Raw genomic sequence first — 477 nt, 5'->3', positions numbered from 1 at the left:
TCACCGGTGCCACCTCGCCCTGGCCGAAGAGGAAGAAGCGGAGGAAGTTGCGGAAGGGATCGCCCTCGGTCCACTCGAAGTAGATGTGCGGGGTGCAGCCGGTCGTGTCGCGGACGTACAGCATGAGGGCGGCGAGGGCGTTCGGGATCGAGGACGACTCGAGGGTCAGTACGCGGTAGCGGCCGTGCAGCACCTCGCCGCGCACGGTCAGACCCGCCTCGAACTCCGAGGGATCGCCCACGGTGACCTCGACGAAGACGAAGTCGTCCTGAGGCGTTATGTCGTTGTCGACGCGGATCTGCTCGATCTTGTCGCGGTACTCGGCGGCGTCCCTGCTGTCGGGCTCGTTGGCGATGAACCGGATCTTGCGGCTGGCGATGTCGCGGACGAACCGCTCCGCCATGGTGTCCAGGCTCACGCTGGTCACCCGTAGCTCGAAGGCACGGGCCAGCCGGGACAGCAACGACACCAGGATGA

1 pseudogene is annotated in these 477 nt (G+C 66.2%); it reads right to left on the bottom strand.

The window, feature by feature from the left end:
* A pseudogene (locus ADL25_RS16160) lies at positions 1 to 477 on the bottom strand (amino acid transporter); the annotation flags it as partial.

The organism is Streptomyces sp. NRRL F-5122, assembly GCF_001507435.1.
Lineage (GTDB): Bacteria > Actinomycetota > Actinomycetes > Streptomycetales > Streptomycetaceae > Streptomyces > Streptomyces lannensis.
The sequence above is the reverse complement of the archived record's forward strand: the minus strand, read 5'-3'. Positions and strand labels throughout refer to the sequence as shown.